Source organism: Streptomyces sp. ADMS (assembly GCF_033441795.1).
In the GTDB taxonomy this organism is placed as follows: domain Bacteria; phylum Actinomycetota; class Actinomycetes; order Streptomycetales; family Streptomycetaceae; genus Streptomyces.
This window is the reverse complement of sequence record NZ_JAVFVX010000028.1, coordinates 60,851-74,660: the sequence shown is the minus strand read 5'-3', so window position 1 is coordinate 74,660 and position 13,810 is coordinate 60,851. Positions and strand designations below refer to the sequence as shown.

General features: G+C 70.5%; 11 protein-coding genes. 3 read left to right on the top strand and 8 right to left on the bottom strand.

The features are described 5' to 3' along the window. Positions 1 to 105 precede the first annotated feature (105 nt). Positions 106 to 1,113, bottom strand: coding sequence for an ornithine carbamoyltransferase (argF, locus tag RB628_RS15025; RefSeq protein WP_318320911.1), 1,008 nt, complete (start codon positions 1,111 to 1,113; stop codon positions 106 to 108). 144 nt (positions 1,114 to 1,257) lie between these two features. Then, the gene (locus RB628_RS15020; protein WP_318320910.1) at positions 1,258 to 2,484 is read right to left on the bottom strand and encodes an arginine deiminase; all 1,227 of its coding nucleotides are present in this window, start codon (positions 2,482 to 2,484) and stop codon (positions 1,258 to 1,260) included. Between the two features lie 200 nt (positions 2,485 to 2,684). Here RB628_RS15020 and RB628_RS15015 point away from each other — a divergent pair, with 200 nt between their 5' ends. Both RB628_RS15015 and RB628_RS15010 read left to right on the top strand, forming a co-directional pair. Beyond that, the gene (locus RB628_RS15015; protein WP_318320909.1) at positions 2,685 to 3,686 is read left to right on the top strand and encodes an SPFH domain-containing protein; all 1,002 of its coding nucleotides are present in this window, start codon (positions 2,685 to 2,687) and stop codon (positions 3,684 to 3,686) included. Then, positions 3,683 to 4,582: a hypothetical protein gene (locus RB628_RS15010; RefSeq protein WP_318320908.1), complete on the top strand. Its 900-nt coding sequence runs from the start codon at positions 3,683 to 3,685 to the stop codon at positions 4,580 to 4,582. The genes RB628_RS15015 and RB628_RS15010 overlap by 4 nt, the downstream gene beginning before the upstream one ends. 278 nt (positions 4,583 to 4,860) lie before the next feature. Here RB628_RS15010 and RB628_RS15005 read toward each other — a convergent pair whose 3' ends face one another. The 3 genes from RB628_RS15005 to RB628_RS14995 form a co-directional block, all read right to left on the bottom strand. Further along, on the bottom strand, positions 4,861 to 7,449 hold the full coding sequence (locus RB628_RS15005; RefSeq protein ID WP_318320907.1) for a polynucleotide kinase-phosphatase: 2,589 nt from the start codon (positions 7,447 to 7,449) through the stop codon (positions 4,861 to 4,863). Next, complete coding sequence (locus RB628_RS15000; protein WP_318320906.1) at positions 7,446 to 8,936, bottom strand: 3' terminal RNA ribose 2'-O-methyltransferase Hen1; 1,491 nt, start codon at positions 8,934 to 8,936, stop codon at positions 7,446 to 7,448. The genes RB628_RS15005 and RB628_RS15000 overlap by 4 nt, the downstream gene beginning before the upstream one ends. 476 nt (positions 8,937 to 9,412) lie before the next feature. Then, the gene (locus tag RB628_RS14995; RefSeq protein WP_318320905.1) at positions 9,413 to 10,336 is read right to left on the bottom strand and encodes an LLM class F420-dependent oxidoreductase; all 924 of its coding nucleotides are present in this window, start codon (positions 10,334 to 10,336) and stop codon (positions 9,413 to 9,415) included. Positions 10,337 to 10,603: 267 nt separating this feature from the next. Between RB628_RS14995 and RB628_RS14990 the strand changes: the two genes are divergently transcribed. Continuing rightward, positions 10,604 to 10,792 (top strand): hypothetical protein, encoded by a 189-nt coding sequence (locus tag RB628_RS14990; RefSeq protein ID WP_318320904.1) that lies wholly within the window; start codon positions 10,604 to 10,606, stop codon positions 10,790 to 10,792. Positions 10,793 to 11,021: 229 nt separating this feature from the next. Here the strand turns inward: RB628_RS14990 and RB628_RS14985 are convergent, their stop codons facing one another. The 3 genes from RB628_RS14985 to RB628_RS14975 form a co-directional block, all read right to left on the bottom strand. Continuing rightward, positions 11,022 to 11,495, bottom strand: a complete 474-nt coding sequence (locus RB628_RS14985) for a DUF6099 family protein (protein ID WP_318320903.1) — start codon at positions 11,493 to 11,495, stop codon at positions 11,022 to 11,024. A 199-nt stretch (positions 11,496 to 11,694) separates the two neighbouring features. Continuing rightward, positions 11,695 to 12,060, bottom strand: a complete 366-nt coding sequence (locus RB628_RS14980) for a nucleotide pyrophosphohydrolase (protein ID WP_318320902.1) — start codon at positions 12,058 to 12,060, stop codon at positions 11,695 to 11,697. A gap of 537 nt (positions 12,061 to 12,597) precedes the next feature. Beyond that, complete coding sequence (locus RB628_RS14975) at positions 12,598 to 13,782, bottom strand: ATP-binding protein (RefSeq protein ID WP_318320901.1); 1,185 nt, start codon at positions 13,780 to 13,782, stop codon at positions 12,598 to 12,600. Positions 13,783 to 13,810 lie beyond the last annotated feature (28 nt).

Sequence of the window (13,810 nt, the reverse complement as noted above, 5' to 3'; positions counted from 1 at the left end):
GGGGGGTTTGGGGGCGCAGGGGGGTTTGGGGGCGCAGGGGGGTTTGGGGGCGCAGCCCCAGGGACAGGATGGGACAGACACGGGCGGTGGGGGCGGGAAAACCCCTCACGCCAGCGTGGCGACAAGCACCGCCTTGATCGTGTGCAGCCGATTCTCCGCCTCGTCGAAGACGACGGAGTGCGCCGACTCGAACACCTCGTCCGTGACCTCCAGCGACTCCCGACCGTACGTCTCGTGAATCTCGCGCCCGACCTTCGTACCGAGATCATGGAACGCCGGCAGACAGTGCAGGAACTTCACGTCCGCGTTCCCCGTCGCACGCAGCACGTCCATCGTCACGGCATACGCCGACAACGCCTCGATCCGCTCGGCCCACACCTCCTTCGGCTCCCCCATCGACACCCACACATCGGTGGCAACGAAGTCGGCGCCCCGCACCCCCTCCGACACCGTCTCCGTCAGCGTGACCCGCGCCCCGCTCGCCTCCGCCAGCTTCCGCGCGTCGGCGACGACGTCCTCGGCGGGCCAGTACGCCCGCGGTGCGACGATCCGTACGTCCATACCGAGCAGCGCGCCGGTGATCAGATACGAGTTCCCCATGTTGAAGCGCGCGTCGCCGAGGTAGGCGAAGGCGATCTCCTCCAACGGCTTGTCGCTGTGCTCGGTCATCGTCAGGACGTCGGCCAGCATCTGGGTCGGGTGCCAGTCGTCGGTCAGACCGTTGAACACCGGCACACCCGCGTACGCGGCCAGCTCCTCCACCGCCGCCTGGCTGTCACCCCGGAACTCGATCCCGTCGTACATCCGCCCGAGCACCCGTGCGGTGTCCTTCACGGACTCCTTGTGCCCCATCTGCGAGCCCGACGGGTCGAGGTACGTCGTCGAGGCGCCCTGATCCGCCGCCGCGACCTCGAACGCGCAGCGCGTACGCGTCGAGGTCTTCTCGAAGACCAGCGCGATGTTCTTCCCCGCCAGATACCGCGTCTCGGTCCCGGCCTTCTTCGCCGCCTTGAGCTCGGCGGCGAGGCCGAGCAGTCCACGGAACTCCTCCTCGGTGAAGTCCAGCTCCTTGAGGAAGTGACGCCCGGCGAGGGCGGTCGGGACAGTCGCCATGGGGGCGCTCCAAGTGATGCGGCAGGACGTACATGACATAGACGAATGGAAGTCTATACGACTCATTACATTTCTATGCGGTCAGATTTTCGAGTCTCACCAGGTTCTCCAGCCTCACGGGGACGAGCCCTCCCGAAGGGCTGTCTACATCACCGCATCCCGTTCCACCGGGCAGCTCATACAGCGCGGACCGCCCCTCCCCCGCCCCAGCTCACTGCCCGGGATCTCTATGACCTCAAGACCCTGCTTGCGCAGATGCGTGTTCGTGGTCGCGTTGCGCTCGTATGCGACGACCACACCCGGCTCGACGGCGAGGACGTTGCAGCCGTCGTCCCACTGCTCACGCTCCGCCGCATGCACGTCCTGCGTCGCGGTCAGGACACGGATCTCGCTCAGTCCGAGCGCGGCGGCGATCGCCCGGTGCATGTGCTCCGGCGGATGGTCGGTGACCTTCAGCTCCTTGTCTCCGACGCCCGGTTCGATCGTGTACGAGCGGAGCATGCCGAGTCCGGCGTACTGGGTGAAGGTGTCGCCGTCGACCATCGTCATCACGGTGTCGAGGTGCATGAACGCGCGCCGCTTGGGCATGTCGAGCGCCACGATCGTCTCGGCCGAACCGGCGGCGAAGAGCTTGTGGGCGAGCATCTCGACCGCCTGGGGCGTGGTGCGTTCGCTCATGCCGATGAGTACGGCGCCGTTGCCGATGACGAGAACGTCCCCGCCCTCGATGGTGGAGGGGTAGTCCGCCTGCCCCTCCGACCAGAGGCGGAAGGTTTCGTCACGGAAGAGGGGGTGATGCCGGTAGATCGCCTCGAAGTGCACGGTCTCCCGCTGGCGCGCCGGCCAGCGCATCGCGTTGATGGAGACTCCGTCGTAGATCCAGGCCGAGGTGTCACGGGTGAAGAGATGGTTGGGGAGGGGGCCGAGGAGGAAGTCGTCCAGGTCCATGACATGAAAGCGGACCGAGGCCGGTTCCGCGTGCGCGGCCAGGAACTCCCGCTTGGTGATGCCGCCGATGAGCAACTCGGCCAGCTCTGCGGCGGGCAGGGTCTCGAAGGCGGCCCGGAGATGGTCGGTGGCGAGCGGACCGTACTCCTTCTCGTCGAAGACACGGTCCAGTACGAGGGTGCGGGCCGCCGGGATCGCCAGGGCCTCGATGAGCAGGTCGCCGAAGAGGTGGACGACGACGCCCCGGTCGCGCAGGACGTCGGCGAAGCCGTCGTGCTCGGCGCGCGCGCGGCGCACCCACAGGACGTCGTCGAAGAGGAGGGCGTCCTTGTTGCTGGGGGTGAGCCTTTTGAGCTCTAGATCCGGCCGGTGCAGGATGACGCGGCGCAGCCGCCCGGCCTCGGAGTCGACATGGAATCCCATGCCTCCATCCTGACCACTCCGCACCGCGTTCACCCGCTGGTCGGCAGATATGTGCGACAACCCTCACCACCCCACCCCCTCATCTCGTCCCCTTGACGATAAGTAGGTGAACCAAATATCGTCTACATGACGACAAGTGGTGCGGGGAGTGCCTGCGGGCAGACGCTCCCGCACCGGACGAGGGGATGGACGACAGGCACATGGCCGACATCACCCGGCGCCTCGGCTGGCGCCATCTGCGCGGCACACCCACGGCCCACATCCGCCACCACCGCTCCGGCCGACTGGCGCACGACGGTCCCGGGCTCAGCTTCTGGTTCCGCGCCCTGACCGCCACGCTCTCCGAAGTCCCGGTCGACGACCGGGAGTTGGCTATGACCTTCCACGCCCGTACGGCCGACTTCCAGGACGTGTCGGTCCAGGCGACCGTCACCTACCGCATCAGCGACCCCGCTCTGGCCGCCGCCCGCCTCGACTTCTCCGTCGACCCGGACACAGGCGTCTGGCGGAGCGCGCCCCTGGAACAGCTGGCGACACTGCTGACGGAGACGGCCCAGCAGCACGCCCTGGACGTCCTGGCCCGTACGTCACTGTCGTCCGCCCTGGTCGACGGGGTGGCGTCGGTGCGGGAACGGGTCGCGGCGGGGCTGGCCGCCGAGCCACGCCTGCCGGCCACGGGCATCGAGGTCGTGGCCGTACGGGTGGTGGCACTGCGGCCGGAGCCCGAGGTGGAGCGGGCGCTGCGGACTCCCGCCCGCGAACAGATCCAGCAGGAGGCCGACCGGGCGACGTACGAACGCCGTGCGGTGGCCGTCGAACGCGAGCGGGCCATCGCCGAGAACGAACTGGCCAGCCAGATCGAACTCGCCCGGAGAGAAGAGCAGTTGGTCGACCAGCGGGGTACGAACGCCCGCCGGGAAGCCGAGGAGTACGCGGCGGCCGACGCGGTACGGGCGGACGCGGAGGCAGCGCGGGTGGTACGGCTGGCAGAGGCGGAGGCCACGAGCGTGCGCGGGGTGGGCGAGGCGCGGGCCCAGGCCCAGGCGGCGTGGCTGCGCGCCCACGCCGACGCGGATGTGGCGATGCTGCACGCCCTGACGGGCACCCGGATCGCCGAGAACCTGCCCCGGATCGACAGCGTGACGGTGTCACCGGACGTACTGACCGGCCTGCTCGCCAGACTGGGCGGAGCGCAGGAGTGAGCCTCGCTCCGCGGGCCGTCCTCGTCCACCGCACCACGGAGTACGAGGAGTTGGTGGCCCGGCACGGAACGCACGGCCAGGCCGCCTACTTTCTGCGCTCCCGCGGACGGGACATCGAGGAGGTCGCCGACCGCCACCGCCGCACCGGCCGGTCCATGGCGGAGGTGACGTCGGCAATCCCCCTGACATGGCGTCAGGCACAGGTGGAGCGGGCCGACCTGGACCGTTTCCTCTTCGCGCCCGAGGACGTGGTCGTCGTGGTCGGGCAGGACGGGCTGGTGGCGAATGTCGCCAAGTACCTCACCGGGCAGCCGGTTCTGGGCGTCGACACCGATCCCGGGCGCAATCCCGGGGTGCTGGTGCGGCACCGGCCGGGGGACGTGGCGGAACTGCTGCCCGCGGTGCTCGCGCGGTACGCCGGCGTCGACGAACTCACCATGGTCGAGGCGGTCGCGGACGACACGCAGCGGCTGGTCGCCCTCAACGAGATCTACCTGGGGGCACCCGGCCACCAGACGGTCCGGTACCGCCTGGGCCTCGACGACGACAGGGGTGCCGTCGAGGCCCAGGCCTCGTCCGGAGTGCTGGTGGGAACGGGGACCGGGGCGAGTGGGTGGTTGCGGTCGGTGTGGCAGGAGCGGGGCGGGACCCTGTCCCTGCCCCGCCCCACCGACGACCGCCTGCTGTGGTTCGTAAGGGAGGCGTGGCCTTCGCCGGTCACGGGGACGTCCTTGGTGGCGGGCGAGCTGGCGGCGGGGTCGGGGCTTCGGCTCACGGTGGAGTCGGAGCGGCTGGTGGCGTTCGGGGACGGGATGGAGGGGGACGCTGTGCAGTTGACGTGGGGGCAGACAGTGCGGTTGGGCGTGTGCGGGGAGCGCCTGCGGCTGGTGGGCTGACGAGGGGGCGTCAGACGCCGGAGGGGCTGTTGTTCAGCCCCTCCGGCGTCTGAGGACGAAGCCCCTTCAGCCCGAGCTTCCTTCCCATCCACCCGCCCCCGCTGCAGCTGCAGCGGGGGCCACACCCCTCGGCGCCGGCCGGCACCGTCCAGCCCGTCCGAGGATCCCCCTCTGGGGGAGTTTGCGGACAAGGCCCGTTCAGGGCCGGAGCGGAGGGCTGGGGACGCAGCCCCAGGAACGGGATGGGACGGGTAGGCGCGGCGGGGGCGAACCCCCCCCTACAGCCGCGGATCCACCGGCTCGGACTCGAGCGCCAGCACCCCGAACACCGCCTCATGCACCCGCCACAACGGCTCCCCCTCCGCCAACCGGTCCAGCGCCTCCAGCCCCAGCGCGTACTCCCTGATCGCCAGCGACCGCTTGTGGTTCAGGAACCGCCCCCGCAGCCGCGCGAGGTTCTCCGGCCGGGTGTACTCCGGACCGTAGATGATCCGCAGGTACTCACGCCCCCGGCACTTGATGCCGGGCTGCACCAGCCGCCCCTTCTCATCGCGCACCACCCCGCCCAACGGCTTCACCACCATGCCCTCGCCGCCACGCCCGGTCATCTCCAGCCACCAGTCCACGCCCGCCCGCACCGACTCCGGGTCCGCCGTGTCGACGTACAGCCGGCGAGTCGTCTGCAGCAGACCCGAACCGTCGTGCTCCACCAGCCGGTCCAGCAGGGCGAGTTGCTCGTCGTGCGGCAGCCCCGCCAGACTGCGCCTCTCGGTCGCCAGGACCTGGAAGGGGGCCAGACGCACCCCCTCCAGCCCGTCAGTCGGCCAGCAGTAGCGCCGGTAGGCCGCCGTGAACGCCGAGGCGTCCGACGCCCGTTCACGCTGGCGTGCCAGCAGGTCCCCTACGTCGACCCCTCGCGCCACCGCGCCCTCCAGCGCGGCCAGCGCGCCCGGGAACACCGCCCCGGAGGCTGCACCCACCGCGGCGTACTGCGACCGCAGCAGCCCGGCCGCCTTCAGCGACCACGGCATCAACTCGGCGTCCAGCAGCAGCCAGTCGGTGTCCAGCTCCTCCCACAGACCCGCCGCGTCCGCCGCCACACGCACCCGGCCGAGGATCTCCTCTGCCACCGCCGGGTCGTCGACGAACGGCCGCCCGGTACGCGTGTACAGCGCCCCCGTCGGACCGTCACCGACGCCTCCGCCACCGTCGGCACCGAACCGCTTCCGAGCCGTCTCCGCGTCGCGGCACACCAGCACCACCGCCCGCGAACCCATGTGCTTCTCCTCGCACACGACCCGCTCGACCCCGTCCGCCCGGTACTGCTCGAACGCCTCCGCCGGGTGCTCAAGGTAGCCCTCCACCCGGGACGTGGCCGTCGGAGCCATCGTCGGCGGCAGGTACGGCAGCAGACGCGGGTCCACCGCGAAACGGCTCATGACCTCCAGGGCAGCCGCCGCGTTCTCCTCCCGGACCGTGATCCGGCCCGCGTGGCGTGTCTCCACCACCCGGCGGCCGTGGACGTCCGCCAGATCCAGCGGCCGGCCGTCGTGCCCGCCCGGCGCCTCCGACCGCAGCGGCCTCACCGGCTCGTACCAGACCTGCTCCGCCGGTACGTCGACCAGTTCCCGCTCCGGCCAGCGCAGCGCGGTCAGTTTGCCGCCGAAAACGGCACCGGTGTCGAGGCAGATGGTGTTGTTCAGCCAGCTCGCCTCCGGAACCGGTGTGTGGCCGTACACCACGGCCGCCCGGCCCCGGTAGTCCTCCGCCCACGGGTAGCGCACCGGCAGGCCGAACTCGTCGGTCTCCCCGGTCGTCTCGCCGTACAGGGCGTGCGAGCGCACCCGGCCCGACGTACGGCCGTGGTACTTCTCGGGCAGACCGGCGTGGCAGACGACCAGGCGCCCGCCGTCCAGGACGTAGTGACTGACGAGCCCGTCGATGAACTCCCGTACCTGGGCGCGGAATCCGTCGCTCTCGCCCGTCATCTGCTCGATGGTCTCGGCGAGGCCGTGGGTGTGCTGGACCTTGCGGCCCTTGAGGTGACGGCCGTACTTGTTCTCGTGGTTGCCGGGCACGCACAGCGCGTTGCCCGATCCGACCATGGACATCACGCGACGCAGCACGTTCGGGCTGTCCGGGCCGCGGTCGACGAGGTCGCCCACGAAGACGGCGGTACGGCCACCCGGGTGCACGCCGTCCACATAGCCCAGTTTGCCCAGCAGGGACTCCAGTTCGGCCGCGCAGCCGTGGATGTCGCCGATGATGTCGAACGGGCCGGTGAGGTGGGTCAGGTCGTTGAAGCGTTTCTCGGTGCGGACCTCGGCGCCCTCGATCTCCGGCACACCGCGCAGGATGTGCACCTTACGGAATCCCTCGCGCTCCAGGTGGCGGAGGGAGCGGCGGAGTTCGCGGATGTGGCGGTGTATGACCCGGCGCGGCATGTCGGCCCGGTCGGTGCGGGAGGCGTTGCGTTCGGCGCACACGTCGTCGGGCACGTCGAGGACGATGGCGATGGGCAGGACGTCGTACTGCCGCGCCAGCTCGATCAGCTGCTTCCGGCTGCCCTCCTGGACGCTGGTCGCGTCGACGACCGTACGGCGTCCCGCGGCGAGTCGTTTGCCGGCGATGTAGTGCAGAACGTCGAAGGCGTCTCCGCTGGCGCTCTGGTCGTTCTCGTCGTCGGCGACCAGGCCTCGGCAGAAGTCCGACGAGATGATCTCGGTCGGCTTGAAGTGCCGTCGGGCGAAGGTGGACTTGCCCGAACCGGACGCTCCGATCAGAACGACCAGGGACAGATCGGTGACGGGCAGCACACGTCCCTTGCTCTCGACGTTGTTCTCGGCGATCTTCTCGACGGTGCTCATGCGGCCTTCGCCTCCTTCTCCTCGCTCGCGGTCTCGGCTCCGGTCTCGGTCCTCCTCGTGAAGACTGCCATCTGGGTCGGCGCCCCCACCTCCGGGTCGTCCGCCCCGACAGCCACGAACTCCGCCTCGTACCCGTGCCGTTCGGCCACCGCGCCCGCCCAGGTGCGGAACTCCTCCCGCGTCCACTCGAAGCGGTGGTCGCTGTGGCGGCTGTGGCCGGCCGGGAGGGATTCCCAGCGGACGTTGTACTCGACGTTCGGTGTCGTCACGAGAACCGTGCGGGGGCGGGCCGCGCCGAACACCGCGTACTCCAGAGCGGGCAGGCGCGGCAGGTCGAGGTGCTCCACGACCTCGCACAGTACGGCGGCGTCGTACCCCTTGAGCCGCTTGTCGGTGTAGGCGAGCGAACCCTGGAGCAGTTTGACTCGCCCCGCCTGACGCTCCCCCATCCGGTCCAGCCTCAGCCGCCGCGAGGCGATGGTGAGCGCGCGCATAGACACGTCCACACCGACGATCTCGGCGAACCCCGGGTCCTTGAGCAGCGCCTGCACCAACTGGCCCTGCCCGCACCCGAGATCGAGCACCCGGGCGGCTCCGGAAGCCTGGAGCGCCGCGACGATCGCGTCCCGGCGCTGTACGGCGAGCGGAGTCGGCTTCTCCTCCGCCTCCGTCTCCTCCTCGACCGCGTTGTCGATCTCCTCGACCTCGCTGTCGTCGGCCTCGGCCAGCCGGACCAGTTCCAGTCGCTCCATCGCCTCGCGGGTCAGCGACCAACGCCGGGACAGATAACGGCTGGTGATCAGCTTCTGTTCCGGGTGCGCGGGCAGCCAGCCGTCGCCGGCCCGCAGCAGCTTGTCGACCTCGTCGGACGCGACCCAGTAGTGCTTGGCGTCGTCGAGAACCGGCAGCAGGACGTACAGGTGACGCAGCGCCTCGGCGAGGGTCAGCGTCTCCGACTCCAGGCGGAGGCGCACATACCGGGAGTCACCCCAGTCCGGGAACTCCGCGTCCAGCGCGACCGGTTCGGCCGTCACCGTCCAGCCGAGCGGCTCGAAGAGGTTCCGTACGAGACCGGCACCGCCCCGAGCCGGCACCGCGGGCACCTCGACGCGCAACGGACGCACCTGGTCAGGGAGTTCGGGCTTCGCCCGGCACTGGCCCTTCATCGCGCTGCTGAACACGGCACTGAGTGCGACCGCGAGCAGCGAGGAGGCCGCGTACGGGCGGTCGTTGACGTACTGCGCGAGTGCCGCGTCCGGTGCGCCGCCACGCCCCTTGCCCTTGCCGCGCCGGACCAGCGCCACCGCGTCGACCTCCAGCAGCAGCGCGGCCGTGCAACGCTCGGCGGACGCCTCGGGATAGAGGACGTGCGCGGTGCCGTAGGACAGATTGACCGAGAATGGGTTGTCAGGGTGCTTGTGGAGCAAGAACCCCAGGTCAGTAGCCGGGTTCTGCTCATTGCCGTTGGTGGAGATCGTCAGGAACACGAGTCGAGTATCTGTGCGTACGGGCCCGTAGCGGTACTGGATTACCCGAGTACGACAGAGGACCCCTGCCATGTCGGCAGGGGTCCTGAGGTGCTCAGAGAAACCCACTCGTCGTCGTGCGCCTGGAAAGCCTGGGAGATGGCGCCCACAGAGAGGTTGCGACTCTTGCCGTCAGCCGTCCTGTAGGCGAGGTGAGGCTGAATCTGCCGGATGGTGAGTCCCTTGTCCCGGAGCGCCACAGCCTGAGCGGTCAGAACCACAGACATGACCGCCCGTCGGCCACCAAGCACGTGCGTGGGCTCGACGGCCGCCGCGTATCCGGTGGACGGGCGGGTGCCGACGGCGGACGTGCGGTGCGCCGGACCAGGGCGCCGGACCGGGGCCGCTGGCGGTGGCCGGCGCAGCACGATCCGGGCGTACCCCGTCGCGACCGGGAGAGGGACGTTCGACGGGGTACGCGCAGGCGCGCGCCGGAGTTACGACAGCTGCGACTGCACCTGCGAGGAGATCAGCTCCAGGTGGTCCAGGTCGTCGAGGTCGAGGATCTGGAGGTACATCCGCTGGGAGCCGATCTCCGCGTACCGGCCGATCTTGTCCACGACCTCGGCCGGGGAGCCCGCCAGTCCGTTGCTCTTCAGTTCGTCGACCTCGCGGCCGATCGCGGCGGCGCGGCGGGCCAGTTCCTGGTCGTCCTTGCCCACGCAGACCACGAGCGCGTTGGAGTACGTCAGGTCGTCGGCCTTGCGGCCGGCCCGCTCGGCCGCCGCACGCACCCGTCCGAACTTGAGTTCGGTGTCCTCGACCGAGCCGAACGGCAGGTTGAACTCGTCGGCGTACTGCGCGGTCAGCCGCGGGGTACGGGCCGCACCGTGGCCGCCGATGAGTACGGGGATCTTCGCCTGCGCGGGCTTGGGGAGGGCCGGTGAGTCGGTGAGGTCGTAGTGCGTGCCGTGGTGGCTGAACGTTTCACCGGGCTTGGTCCCCCACAGGCCGGTGACGATCGCCAGCTGCTCTTCGAGACGGGCGAACTTCTCCTGCGGGAACGGGATGCCGTACGCCTTGTGCTCCTCCTCGAACCAGCCCGCGCCCAGACCGAGTTCGACCCGGCCGCCGGACATCTGGTCGACCTGCGCGACCTGGATGGCGAGGACGCCGGGGAGGCGGAAGGTGGCGGCCGTCATCAGGGTGCCGAGCCGGATGCGGTTGGTCTCACGGGCGAGTCCGGCAAGGGTGATCCAGGCGTCGGTGGGTCCGGGCAGGCCGTCCACGTCGCCCATGTGGAGATAGTGGTCGGAGCGGAAGAACGCGTCAAAACCCAGGTCCTCGGTGGCCTTCGCCACGGCGAGCAGGGTGTCGTAGGTCGCGCCTTGCTGGGGTTCGGTGAAGATGCGTAGATCCATGCCTCCATCCTGCACGGTCGAACACCGGTCAACCCCACCGGCGTCCCCTGCCCCGCGCCTCCCCGGCCGGGTGAAAAACCGTCAACCGCGCGTGAGGTGCGGCTCCGCGCCAGTGACCCCCTACAGCGATGATCGTTGGCTCGGCGGAGCCGCCCGACCGGCGCCCGCGGCGGCATCGACCAGCCGGCCAGTTCGATTGCCGGCTCACTCGTTCCGGGGCGCACCGGCGTCGGCTCCTTCGGGAGCCAGGGGCCGAGGAGGCCGTCGTTGTCCGAGGAAGTCGTACCGCAGCAGGCGGGGCCCGCACAGCCGAAGGGGCTGCTGCGGCAGATGGAGGAGCTGATGGCCGCACTGAACGCGGATCTGTCCGCGCTGGGCCATGACCTTCAGTCGGCGGGGTGTCGCCGACGCCCGCCGAGGAGTCTGAGGCCGGTTGAGGAGTCTGAGGCCGGTTGAGGCCTGTTGAGGCAGGCCCCTGTTGGAAGGCTCGCCCTCAGACCCCCGTCCGGTCTGGACGGCCTCGTCCTCGAACGCCGACGGGCTGAGGACCACCCGGGCCGAGCTGCAAGGCTCGGCCCCCTGGGATCCGGGCGCGGAACGCGCCCCGAAAGGCGCGCGGGCAACTTCGCGATCAGCCCCCACCGGGCCCGCGCCGAACCAACCACGCACCCCGACCGCGGAGCGCCTAGCCGGCCACCCTCTCCGCTCCCCCCGCCGCCTCCCTGGCCGCCAGCTTGCGGAGCATCTCCAGGACTCGGTCGCGGGACTCGTCCGCCGCGTCGATCGATTCCATGCATTGCCAGTACGTCGTCTCGTCGTCCGCCGCGCTGGCGATGCCGACCAGGGCGATGCCGGCCTCGCCCAGGAGGTTGCCGAGGCAGAGGAGGGCCTGGCGGGCGTCGCCCAGCTCCGTGAGCTGGGCCGCGCGTAAGGCGCTGGCGGCGAGGCGCGGTTCGTCCAGCACACCGCAGCCCCGGCCCGCCAGTTCGGTCAGCCCCAGTGCCTCGCCCCGCAGTTCGGGGGGTCCGGTGACTGCGAGGCGGCTGCCTATCGCCTGCGCGAGGGCCTGTACCTGCCACACCTCCGCCAGGGTCTCCGGCGCACCGTCGCTGCTCGCGAGGGCGCGTCTGCTCGTCAGGATGAGCCGCACCGCATCCATGCGCTGCCCCCGTCTGCCCCTGTGCGCTTCTCGCACGTCCGCCCGAACCCTGCCGTCCACTACCCAGAGTGAAGTGCTGTGGGACGAAAAGCCAGAGGAAGGCGGAAATCTGTGGACAACAAATCAAGAACAGACCGCATTTTGACTACACAGAGTGATTACGGACGGATTTCTTCCCCAGGACGACTCCGATCCGGCGCTAATCCGGCGCCGGGAACCTCTGTTCGTTGCGGTCGATCTTCGCGTCGAGGGCCGTCAGCGCGTCAATCCCGAGCACCTCGCACAGTTGGAGCAGATACGCGAGCACATCCGCGACCTCGTCCGTCACGCGGTGGGCGGCGTCCGGGTCGTCCATCACCCGCGCCGACTCCTCCGGCGTCAACCACTGGAAGATCTCGACCAGTTCGGACGCCTCCACACTGAGCGCGGTGGCGAGGTTCTTGGGGGTGTGGAACGGCTGCCAGTTCCGTGCCGCCGCGAAGTCGGCCAGCCTGCGCTGGAGTTTCGCCACGTCCAGGCCGTCGCCGCCGCCTTCGCCGTGCTCGCGGTATTCCTGTTCTGTCACGGCTTCAGTGTGATCGAGCAAAAAACCCCGCGCCTTTGGATCGGGAGGAATCGCTTCTCTGGACCGCTCTGACCCGCGCTGGAGCACAGGTCTGCACTGTTGGCCTCAGCAAGGATCTCGCGAGGAACCCCAGGTGTATGCGCCGGGGTGGAGATCACGTCCTGGGCCCGGCGGTGCGGGCCACCGCGCCAACGTCCGGCGCGGAGTACCGGGAGTGGCCGGGCTGGAATCCGGGGGAATGTGCGGTGTTCGAATGTGGGGGCGGGGGCGGCCGGGTGGCGTCGCGGGTGTGCAGCTGGTGGTGCAGGTGAAGCTACTGCCGACGCCTGTGCGGGTTCGCGTGCCTGAACTGCGGATTCGTTGATCACGCAGACCGGAACGGCTCCCGCATACATCCGCGCCCGCGCGTGGGAGTTGTGGCGACGCGGGGCCCCGCCAACGGCCCCAGCCCCACCCCGGAAACCAGACGGCCGGGGCGGGACTGGACGCAAACGCAGTGGCACCGCCGGGTGATGCCCGTTGTGCAAGCCCGGCGCTCTAATCAGCGCCCGGGTGGTTGACGTGTACCACCGTCACTCCCGCCACCCCCTCCGCCCAGGTCGCGTCGCTCACCGCACCGAGGAGCCGGATGTGCCCGCGGTCGCACATACGCGCCGCCAGTCGCAGGAGTTGCTCGCGCTGCCGTACGTCCAGGGCCCGGTCGAAGCCGTCGGCCAGGACGGTGAGCACCTGGAGGGCGTCGGGCACCTCTCCGGGCTGGTCGACCGTCAGTACACCGGGGCCGGTCAGCAGCACCAGTGCCAGGCCCGCGTACCTCAACTCGCCGTCGCCCAGCCTGCCGAAGTGGGTGAGGAGACCGTCGCCCCGGTCGAGCACGGCCCGGAGGCGACCGTCGGCGACCTGGTCGGCCCGTACGTCCGTGACCGGGCCCGCGCAGCCCTCGCGGACGGCGGCGGTCAACAGCCCGTGGCGGATGGCGCATTCGGTCCGGGTGCGCCGGAGGACCTCGGCCAGGTTGCCGCAGCCCGGCAGCAGGCGCCCACTGCCCATCGGGACGGCGGCCCGCATCTGGCCGGGCCGTGGGTCGCAGGCGAAGACGGATCGCAGCGCGAGCACCATCTGTTCAGCGGCGGCGATGACCTGGCGCTGCCCGTCCGTCTTCCCGGCCACCCGCAGCGGCAGCAGGGCCGTGCCGAGCCGGTCGTCCGGCATCGGGGCGCGGGTGACCGACTCCGAACCGGCGGTGTGCCAGGCGGCCTGGACGAAGGGCCGGCTGGGATCGCGCAGCGCCGTCTCCAGCAGGACCACCCCGTCCGCGCTCAACCGCTCGCCCACGATGCGCAGTTCGGGCTCGGCCTGTACGGCGACGTCGAGTCGTACGGGACCCTCGGGACCGTCCGCCGTACAGCCGATGCGGAAGCCGCGCCGACGCTGGGCATCGGGGCGGGCGCGTTCCGGCACGCAGGCCGCCGGGTCCTGGAACGCCTCCCCGACGGCGGCGCCGGAGCCGAGGCGGGCCAGCGACTCGTACGCCCTCAGTGCGGTCGTCTTGCCGCTGCCGCTCGGTCCGGCGAGAAGGGTGAGCCGCCCGAGCCGGAAACCGGCCCGGCGGTGCCCCGCGTAGGCGGACAGCCTCAGCTCGGTGACGCTGGGCAGGTCGGGACGCGCCGCGGTCGGGACCGCGACGGCCGGGGAGGTCGGTAAGGACAGTGACGGAGTCATATCCGGACCGTAGGGCTCCGCTCCCGAG

Coding starts and splice junctions, on each gene's coding strand:
- argF (WP_318320911.1), bottom strand. CDS start 1,113: ATGGCGACTGTCCCGACCGCCCTCGCCGGGCGTCACTTCCTCAAGGAG.
- RB628_RS15005 (WP_318320907.1), bottom strand. CDS start 7,449: ATGAGCACCGTCGAGAAGATCGCCGAGAACAACGTCGAGAGCAAGGGA.
- RB628_RS15020 (WP_318320910.1), bottom strand. CDS start 2,484: ATGGGATTCCATGTCGACTCCGAGGCCGGGCGGCTGCGCCGCGTCATC.
- RB628_RS14995 (WP_318320905.1), bottom strand. CDS start 10,336: ATGGATCTACGCATCTTCACCGAACCCCAGCAAGGCGCGACCTACGAC.
- RB628_RS14985 (WP_318320903.1), bottom strand. CDS start 11,495: ATGGATGCGGTGCGGCTCATCCTGACGAGCAGACGCGCCCTCGCGAGC.
- RB628_RS15015 (WP_318320909.1), top strand. CDS start 2,685: ATGGCCGACATCACCCGGCGCCTCGGCTGGCGCCATCTGCGCGGCACA.
- RB628_RS14975 (WP_318320901.1), bottom strand. CDS start 13,782: ATGACTCCGTCACTGTCCTTACCGACCTCCCCGGCCGTCGCGGTCCCG.